At 62.1% G+C, this 261-nt stretch carries 1 protein-coding gene; it reads right to left on the reverse strand.

Going from position 1 to position 261, the window contains the following annotated elements:
• Positions 1–200: class II aldolase/adducin family protein (locus tag VJI93_RS08975; RefSeq protein ID WP_324009352.1), on the reverse strand; the 200-nt coding region annotated here is incomplete at its 3' end.
• Between the last annotated feature and the right edge of the window lie 61 nt (positions 201–261).

Genomic DNA, 261 nt, shown 5'->3' on the forward strand with positions numbered 1-261 from the left:
GCTTCCGGCAGAATGTCGTCGGGAATCGACTCCCCGCAACACGCGAAGGCGGTCGCGGTCAGCGGGTGGGCGTGCACGATCGCATGGCAGTCTGTTCTCTCGCGGTAGATCGCCAGGTGCAGTTTGATCTCGCTACTTGGTATGCCGTCCGCAACCGCATTGCCGTCCATGTCGATTTCCACCAGGTCCTTTGGCTGCATACGGCCCTTGCAAGCCCCGGCGGGAGTGCAGAGAACACGTCGGGAAGAGAGGCGAATCGAG

Origin of the sequence: Parvimonas sp. M20 (assembly GCF_035282425.1) — a bacterium.
GTDB lineage: Bacteria > Bacillota > Clostridia > Tissierellales > Peptoniphilaceae > Parvimonas.